Origin of the sequence: Promicromonospora kroppenstedtii DSM 19349 (assembly GCF_000515355.1) — a bacterium.
GTDB classification, from domain to species: domain Bacteria; phylum Actinomycetota; class Actinomycetes; order Actinomycetales; family Cellulomonadaceae; genus Promicromonospora; species Promicromonospora kroppenstedtii.
On record NZ_KI911656.1, the window covers coordinates 1 to 1,038 of the forward strand.

Annotated in this window: 2 protein-coding genes; both read left to right on the top strand. The window is 75.9% G+C overall.

All coding sequences use genetic code 11. The annotated features are described in order from the left end of the window. A partial coding sequence (locus PROKR_RS10665; protein WP_036962984.1) for a glucose-6-phosphate dehydrogenase assembly protein OpcA occupies positions 1 to 366 on the top strand: 366 nt, incomplete at its 5' end. Next, positions 366 to 1,038 (top strand): 6-phosphogluconolactonase (pgl, locus tag PROKR_RS10670; RefSeq protein WP_036962986.1); only part of this gene is annotated, 673 nt, incomplete at its 3' end. The genes PROKR_RS10665 and pgl, both read left to right, overlap by 1 nt.

Here is a 1,038-nt window from a genome sequence, read left to right on the forward strand (position 1 = left end):
CCGCCGTTCGAGCCGGTGCTGTCCGTGACGGTCGAGGGGCAGAAGCGGCACACGTCGCTCGACCTGCTCGCGGCCTGGCTCGGTGCCCGGCTGAACTGCCCGGCCGAGGTGGTGCGCACCGCCAGCGACGACGCCATCACGCGCGTGGTCCTGGAGCGCAGGAGCGGGCCCATCGTGCTGGACCGCCCGGACGGCCGGACCGTCACGATCACGCAGCCGGGCAAGCCCGCGCGGCGGATCGCGCTGCCGATCCGCGCGCTCAACGAGGCCCTGATCGAGGAGCTGCGCCGGCTCGACCCGGACGAGGTCTTCGAGGAGGTCCTCACGCGAGGTCTGGGGCACGTCACCAACCGGACGGCGGCCTGATGACGGAGACGCCCGGCGTGCGGCTCGTCGTCGTGCACCCCGACAAGGAGGTGCTGGCGCTGGCCGCCGCCGCGCGGCTGCTCACGCGCGTCCTGGACGTGCAGTCGGTCCGCTCCCCCGTCCACGTCGTCCTCACGGGCGGCACGGTCGGCATCGCGACGCTCGCGGCAGTCGCCGCGAGCCCGCTGGTGCCGGCCGTGGACTGGTCGGGTGTGCACCTGTGGTGGGGCGACGAACGGTTCCTGCCGGACGGCGACCCCGACCGCAACGAGACACAGGCGCGCGAGGCGCTGCTCGACGGCCTGGTCGCCGAGCACGGGCTCCCCGCGGCCAACGTCCACCCCATGCCGGGCCCGACGTCGGTCGCGACGCCGGAGGAGGGCGCCGCGGCCTACGCCGCGCTGCTCGCCGAGCACGCGCAGGGAGCGGCCACGGCCGTCCCGGCGTTCGACGTGCTGCTGCTCGGTATGGGCCCAGACGGGCATGTCGCGTCCCTGTTCCCCGGCCACGAGAGCCTCGCGGCGCAGGGCACGACCACGGGCGTGCACGGCTCGCCCAAGCCCCCGCCGGAGCGGGTCTCCCTCACGTTCGACGCCATCCGGGCCGCCCGCGAGGTGTGGGTCGTCGCGGCCGGCGCCGAGAAGGCGGACCGCGTGGCGGCGGCGCTGGCGG